This is a genomic window from Deltaproteobacteria bacterium (assembly GCA_005879535.1).
In the GTDB taxonomy this organism is placed as follows: domain Bacteria; phylum Myxococcota; class Myxococcia; order Myxococcales; family 40CM-4-68-19; genus 40CM-4-68-19.
In genome coordinates this window covers 1-6043 of record VBKI01000108.1, presented here as the reverse complement: position 1 = coordinate 6043, position 6043 = coordinate 1, and the positions used below count along the sequence as shown (strand labels likewise).

Genomic DNA, 6043 nt, shown 5'->3' with positions numbered 1-6043 from the left:
TGTTTGGGTTCACTGCGATGGAGTCAGATGCTGACAGCATCGAGAGCGCGTCGTTGATGTTGACGATCTCGACGAGGCCGAGGTCGACTTCATGGAAGTAGGCACGCCATTGCATGCCGCGCTCGTGCTGCAGGCCGACGAGCTGGCCGCGGAGCGAGGCGCTGACATAAACGCAATCGCCAAAGATTTTGATGATGCCGACCCTGTTTACACGTCGGACCTTGTACTCGGGCGGGTAGTTCGGGAGCTGGACGGCCGGGGCGCGATGGCTCGGCTTGTAGACTTCGGCTGGAGTGTTTCCGCCGAGCGCCTCGTGCGGCCTGACGTTGTTGAAGTCGACCAGCCATCGATCGCAGTCGCGCTGCTGCGCTCGACGAGAGCGCGCCGGCGCCAGCTCGAGCTCAGCCAGGTCGCGGTGCATGCGCTCGTGGCCCCCATTGTCCTGAGGCTTTCCCGGACGCGAACGAATCAGACGAATGCCGAGCGACACCAGCCAGGCGGAGAGCAGCGTAAGCCCGCCGCGCGCCCTCGTGCAAACGAAGGGCGAGCCGTTGTCGCACTGGATCGCGCGCGGAGTGCCAGCTGGTGGAAAAGCTGCTCCAGGACGCCCCGGACCAGCGCACCGCGAGCGCCTGGCAAGAGCGTCGCCGCGAGCACGAAGCGGCTGTGGGCGTCGCGGACTGTAAACGGCTCGCACTTCTGCCCGTTGCCAGCCCGCCACCAGCCTTTGAAGTCCATGGTCCACAAATCGTCAGCTCCGGAAACCTCGACGCGCGGACGACCGTCAACACTCCAGATGCGCACCGGCGGCCGGCGCCGCCTCACTTTGCCGAGCCGGCGCAAGATGCGCACGACCGTGCTGCGGCTCGGAGCGTCCGCAGCGAGTCTGCGCTGGAGCACCCGGGAGATCTTGTCCCGGCCCCAGCTCGGATGCTGATTGCGCAGCGCGAGAATCGCCAGAACGACGTCCTCACCGGTGCCACCCGGGCTAGAATCGGGCCGCCGGCTTTGCTCGACCAGGCCAAGCGGACCAAGCTCCCGATAGCGCCGCAACCACTTGTGCCCCGTCTGCCGCGAGACGCCGAACTCCTCGCAAAGTGCAGAGAGATTGCTGCCTTTCTGCGCCGCTCGCTCCACGAACTGCAGTTTCAAACTCATGGTGCGCTGCTCTTTCCAGGGCATCCATCTTTTCAATACCGTCAACGATGTCCTGACACTTTTGTGTCAGCGATGTCCTGGTACAGCACCGCAGAGAGGGGGCTTTCACGCGCGTGAGCGGATTGGTTCATCCAGCAACAGCAGCCAGGCCCAAGAGCTCGGTCATCCCGGCGCGTTCTGATTGAACGAACAGCGCGCCGCTACTCGTCAACGAGCTGCTGCACGCGCTGGAACGACACGCCCAGGAGTTCGCCGGCGTCACGTCGCCCGACGCCTTTGGCCTCGAGCTCGCGAGCTGCCAGTCGCAGCAGCTTGTGGGCCTCCGCGTCCTGCTTCTTGGCGCGCTGGCGCGCTGTCTGCACCTTCCGCAGCAAGGCCCCGAGGTCCCGCGGCTTAATGACAACTTCGCCGAGGACCGCGCCGGGCTTTGCTGCCGCCAGCGCTTCGTGGACGCCAGCGATGCCGTGGACAGTAGCGACCCACCATCCCGCCTCGTCACGCTCGACGGTCGCCGTGTACTTTTTCGTCCTCTTCGCCACTAGCTATCCTCCGATCCGCTCCGCTCGGCGCAGCCACTTCCTCCCGAGACACGGCTCGAGATCGCGCTCGATCGCGCGCAGGAGTCCCGGTCCGAGATCCTCGCCGGCATGAAGCGGGATCGTCGAGAAGCACTTGCCGCATTGCACTCGCAAATGAGAGCCAGTCTGTCTCACTTCGACGCACCCAAGCGCGCGCAAGATCCGCCGCAGGGTGCGCGCGTTCACGTCTAGCGATATAGACGCATTGCGGTGCTTCGTCAAGGGAGCTAGACACTCGCGCGCGCCCAGCGGAGCTGGACGACGACTGCTAGGATGAGGACCTCAGCGACGCGGCGTCGAAGCTGCGGTTGTGCAGTTCGTGAGGGTTCCCCAGACTAGGCCACGGCGTGCGCTGCAACCCGCTGACCATCTCCAAGGGCCACAGCCGGTACTTGCTGCGCTGCGACGGCTTGCTCAAGCAGCGCGAGGACTTGGCGCGCGAGGTATTCGAGTCGGCGTTCCGCGAGTACGGCCTGCCGTACGCGATCCGCACCGAGCGCGACCTTGCGACATTCTCCGGGGCGCCATCAAGAGCATTCCGTTTCACCGTGCGTTCAGCGCGCCGATTCAGGGTCGATTCGACAGCGCAACACAGTGCCGTCCTCCACGTCGACACTGTCCGCGGCGCACCGGTACCGTCCTGGTTCCAGCCTGACGAGCAGACATGAGCCTTCGATGACGACGGTGCCGCTTGGTCGCGGGTTGGTACCAGCGAGGTCTTTGTCCAGGACGCAGGCACCGCTCTCCGGTGCCCAAAGGACTGTGAGGATACCGCTGTCGATGTCGATGCGCCCTATATCATCTGTGGCGCCGACCGGCGCACGGATACCAGCATCTCGAACCGCGTCGGCGCGGCCCAACTCGGACGTGAAGACTCGGACGAGGACCAGCGAGTGCTGCGACGTGCCGTACATGTGCGCGATGCAGCCTCCCTCCGGCTCCCACGCCACAGCATCGCGCCCATCGACCGTCACGGCGATTCCCCACATTGGGGCCGCCGCACTGAGATCGTCGCAAAGCTTTTCGTAATCTCTCGTTTGAAGGCCGCGCCAAACGCGAATGGCTCGTCCATCCGCGAGCAGGAACGGACCGCCTTCGCTGCTCACGGTACCGACGTAGTCCATGCCGGAGCGAATATCGTGCGGCCTCCGCGAAGACAAATCGGATGCACAATGGCTCCCACGCCGAGGTGACGTTTGGAACAGGTCGTAGAATTGCTGTCGAAGGAACCGAATTTCGCGATCGTCCGAACACCTGGGAGAAAGTTCCCGGGAATCGTGGTTCAGGGCGACTCTCTCTGCATTCTTTGCCGCGCGGCCAAGAATGTCGTCGATGCGCTCACCGCGGCGAAGCGCGCCGGCACGCCTGGCCTCGATGATGCTCTTGATGGAGCCGAAGAGGTGCATGCGGGGCTCCGAGCGCGTCTGGACGCGTACGAGGCTTGCCTGCGAGAGCGTGGCATCGCCTTGCCCTACTAGGGCGAAGTTGCCGCGCGGCCCCACTGGCGACACGGTAGACCGCGGCATGTTCCGACATCTGGGCGAGGCGAAGATCCAGGTCGGGATCCGGCCGCCACTGGTGTACCTCGACCACTGCGCAGTGCGCGGCATCTCGTCCGATCCTGCGAAGACGTCGCGTGTCAAGATGATTTTCCAGACGCGCGGCACTCTCATGTTCTCGATGGTCAACATGCTCGAGATGGCCGGAAACAGCGGGCGTTCGTACGAGATGATTCGCGACATGCTCGACGGGCTGGGACCGTTCTGGGTGCCGTCGGACGTGGACCCTGGAAGAGTCGAGTACCGCGAGAAGCGCGGTGCGGTGATGCCGAAGAGCTTCTTTCCACCGCTGAATATCTTCGGTCACATCTTTCGTGCGTTGCCGAAGGGTACCTTCAGCCTTGGAACCGCACTCGACGCCATCCACGACCAGGATTTCAGAACGCGCGCTCCGGAGGTTCTGAATCGGACTGGATTCTTCAGATTCCTGTGCGATGCCAGGGAGCACTGCAGAGCCGGCATGCCATTTCCACCGTCGACTGCACCGGAGCACTCGTTGGAGTGGATTCAGCACAACTTGGCCCGCCTCCTCATCATGGACAGCAAGAAGATCCACAAGAACGACGCCACGGACCTACTCCACGCAGTTGTGCCTCTGCGGTATGCGACCATTCTCGTCCTCGACAAGACGTGGGCGCGGTACGCAAACGACCTCAAGCTGAAGGACGGCACCGAGGTCTTCCCTTGCAAGGAAGAGGGGCTACGCCTAGCCCTCGACGCGATCGAGGCTGCCGACATCTCGAAATTTCAGTTCGTCACTGACGCCGACGTCATCGACGAATAGAAAAGCAGGCGGACACCCCGCGCCAAGGCGTCTTGACAAGACACGTATTTGTATACAAATGTTGCTCTACGATGGTCGTGTCAGAAGAGTTTGCGATTGTGAGTGCGCGTATCAGTCCCGAGACGCAGGACAAGCTCGAGCGGTATCTCCACTATCTGAACGAGCGGGAGCCGGGGCTCAACGTGAAGATGAGTACGGCCGTGCGGATGCTCATCGTCCGCGGCCTTGACCAACTCGAGAAGGAGATCGGGCCGCTTCCTCCGGTCCCCAGGAGCAAGCGATGAACCCCTTCGGGATCGAGCGCCGCGCACACCGGACGCTCTGGGATGCACGCGACGTCGCGCGGTATCTGAAGGCGTCGGTCAGCTGGGTCTACAAGGCTGCGGAGCGACGGGAGCTGCCGTGCATCCGAGTCGGCGGACTTCTGCGGTTCGATCCGGGCGCCGTACGCGTATTCGCGCTCGGGCCGTCAGAGGGCAGCGATAGCATGACAGGGCGGTCGTCGAAGCGAGGCTAGGGATGGCGTCCGTCTACCAGAAGCGTGGACATGGCCCGTGGTACCTGCGCGTGAAGGACGCGGCTGGGCGATGGGCGGACATCGCATCTAGGGCGAAGACCAAGACTGAGGCACGGCGGCTCGCGGCTGACCTTGAGCGCAAGGCAGAGCGGCAGCGCCTAGGGCTGGATCCGCTGCCGACCGACTGCACGCTGACCGTAGGCGAGCTGATCGCGTGGTGGCTGCACGAGCGGTGCCCACAGGCGAGCTACGAGCGCGAGGAAAGCCGACTGAGAAAGAATGTCATCTCGACGCCGCTCGGAAGCGTGCTCGTTCGCCATCTGACAGCGCCGCGTGTCGAAGACCACCTGCATGAGCTCGAGAAGGCAGGGGCGGCGCCGGCGTCCGTGAACCACGTCCGCGCGAAACTGCGGACGGTTTTCTTGCGAAGAAGGCGGGAATCTGGGTCGGAGCAAACCCCATCACCGAGACGGAGTCGCGAAGGGTCCCCAAGCGCGTGCACCCGACGCTGCGCACGGAGGAGATCCCACTGGTGCTGGAGCGCGCTCCTGCGGTGTGGCGGCCATTTACGGCCACCGCGATCTACGCAGGCCTGCGCAAGGGAGAGCTGTGCGGCCTACGCAGGCGCGACGTCGATCTCGATGCCGGCCTGATCACGGTCCGGTGCTCATACGACAGCGAGACGACCAAGGGCGGCCATGCGGACGTGATTCCGATCGCGCCGGCGCTCGCGCCCTATCTGCAGGCCGCGATCGACAGCAGTCCCTCGGACCTCGTGTTTCCCTGGCCCGATGGTTCGATGCGCTCGCCCGAATGTGACCCGGAGAAGGTCCTGCGGCGCGCCCTCGCCCGCGCAGGTCTGGTCGAGCGCTACGACCACTCGTGCAGGCGCTGCAAGAGCCGGGGAACGCCGTACATCGAGAAGCACGAAGACGCAGATGTGCGCCGGTGCCCAACGTGCGGCGCGAAGCTGTGGCCGAAGGCCATCCCGAGGCCGATGCGCTTCCACGACCTGCGCCACACAGCCGCGACACTCATGCTCCGCGCGGGCGTCGACGCCCATCGCGTGCAGCGGATCCTGCGGCACGCGTCCGTGACCACCACGACCGGTACGTACGGTCACCTCGCCGTCGACGATCTTCGCGACGCCGTCGCGCGCATCGGACCAAAAAATCCGTCTCCGTTTGCTGACAGTTTGCTGACGAAGACGCCGCGAGCGCTTCCGGCCCCGAAGCGCCCTCAGGATTTCCCGAGCGAGAATCAAGTCTTCCAGAGTGAGCCGCGTGGGGATCGAACCCACGACCCTCGGCTTAAAAGGCCGGTGCTCTACCAGCTGAGCTAGCGGCTCGCACGAGGTTGTAGCGCATCGTCGCCGCTCGTGCATCGCGAATCCGGCGGCAGCTCACTCAGCCGCCACGGCACGAAGGTGCGACTTTGCGGCTCCTGC

General features: G+C 64.4%; 8 protein-coding genes, 1 tRNA gene and 1 pseudogene. 4 read left to right on the top strand and 6 right to left on the bottom strand.

All coding sequences use genetic code 11. The annotated features are described in order from the left end of the window. The 5 genes from E6J58_24115 to E6J58_24095 form a co-directional block, all read right to left on the bottom strand. Positions 1 to 721: transposase family protein (locus tag E6J58_24115; protein TMB31814.1), on the bottom strand; the 721-nt coding region annotated here is incomplete at its 3' end. Continuing rightward, positions 469 to 1182 carry a transposase gene (locus E6J58_24110; protein ID TMB31813.1) on the bottom strand — a complete coding sequence of 238 codons (714 nt, stop codon included), beginning with the start codon at positions 1180 to 1182 and terminating at the stop codon, positions 469 to 471. The genes E6J58_24115 and E6J58_24110, both read right to left, overlap by 253 nt. A gap of 176 nt (positions 1183 to 1358) precedes the next feature. Then, a complete protein-coding gene (locus E6J58_24105; GenBank protein TMB31812.1) occupies positions 1359 to 1697 on the bottom strand; it encodes a hypothetical protein in 339 nt (112 codons plus the stop codon). A gap of 3 nt (positions 1698 to 1700) precedes the next feature. Continuing rightward, positions 1701 to 1922 carry a type II toxin-antitoxin system HicA family toxin gene (locus E6J58_24100; protein TMB31811.1) on the bottom strand — a complete coding sequence of 74 codons (222 nt, stop codon included), beginning with the start codon at positions 1920 to 1922 and terminating at the stop codon, positions 1701 to 1703. Positions 1923 to 2290: 368 nt separating this feature from the next. Further along, on the bottom strand, positions 2291 to 3142 hold the full coding sequence (locus tag E6J58_24095; GenBank protein ID TMB31810.1) for a hypothetical protein: 852 nt from the start codon (positions 3140 to 3142) through the stop codon (positions 2291 to 2293). On the opposite strand from E6J58_24095, the gene E6J58_24090 reads away from it, so the two are divergent. The 4 genes and pseudogenes from E6J58_24090 (at position 3123) to E6J58_24075 (ending at position 5485) form a co-directional block, all read left to right on the top strand. Continuing rightward, positions 3123 to 4079 (top strand): hypothetical protein, encoded by a 957-nt coding sequence (locus tag E6J58_24090; protein ID TMB31809.1) that lies wholly within the window; start codon positions 3123 to 3125, stop codon positions 4077 to 4079. The genes E6J58_24095 and E6J58_24090 overlap by 20 nt on opposite strands. Positions 4080 to 4177: 98 nt before the next feature. After that, the gene (locus E6J58_24085) at positions 4178 to 4363 is read left to right on the top strand and encodes a hypothetical protein (GenBank protein TMB31808.1); all 186 of its coding nucleotides are present in this window, start codon (positions 4178 to 4180) and stop codon (positions 4361 to 4363) included. Further along, a complete protein-coding gene (locus E6J58_24080) occupies positions 4360 to 4596 on the top strand; it encodes a helix-turn-helix domain-containing protein (protein ID TMB31807.1) in 237 nt (78 codons plus the stop codon). Before E6J58_24085 ends, E6J58_24080 begins: the two co-directional genes overlap by 4 nt. 439 nt (positions 4597 to 5035) lie before the next feature. Next, positions 5036 to 5485 (top strand): annotated as a pseudogene (locus tag E6J58_24075) (hypothetical protein). A 386-nt stretch (positions 5486 to 5871) separates the two neighbouring features. Here the strand turns inward: E6J58_24075 and E6J58_24070 are convergent. Then, positions 5872 to 5944, bottom strand: a tRNA-Lys gene (locus tag E6J58_24070). Between the last annotated feature and the right edge of the window lie 99 nt (positions 5945 to 6043).

Bases quoted from the DNA above. Each gene is read 5' to 3' on its own strand.
- E6J58_24110 (TMB31813.1), bottom strand. From the start codon at position 1,182: ATGCCCTGGAAAGAGCAGCGCACCATGAGTTTGAAACTGCAGTTCGTG.
- E6J58_24090 (TMB31809.1), top strand. From the start codon at position 3,123: ATGGAGCCGAAGAGGTGCATGCGGGGCTCCGAGCGCGTCTGGACGCGT.
- E6J58_24095 (TMB31810.1), bottom strand. From the start codon at position 3,142: ATGCACCTCTTCGGCTCCATCAAGAGCATCATCGAGGCCAGGCGTGCC.
- E6J58_24080 (TMB31807.1), top strand. From the start codon at position 4,360: ATGAACCCCTTCGGGATCGAGCGCCGCGCACACCGGACGCTCTGGGAT.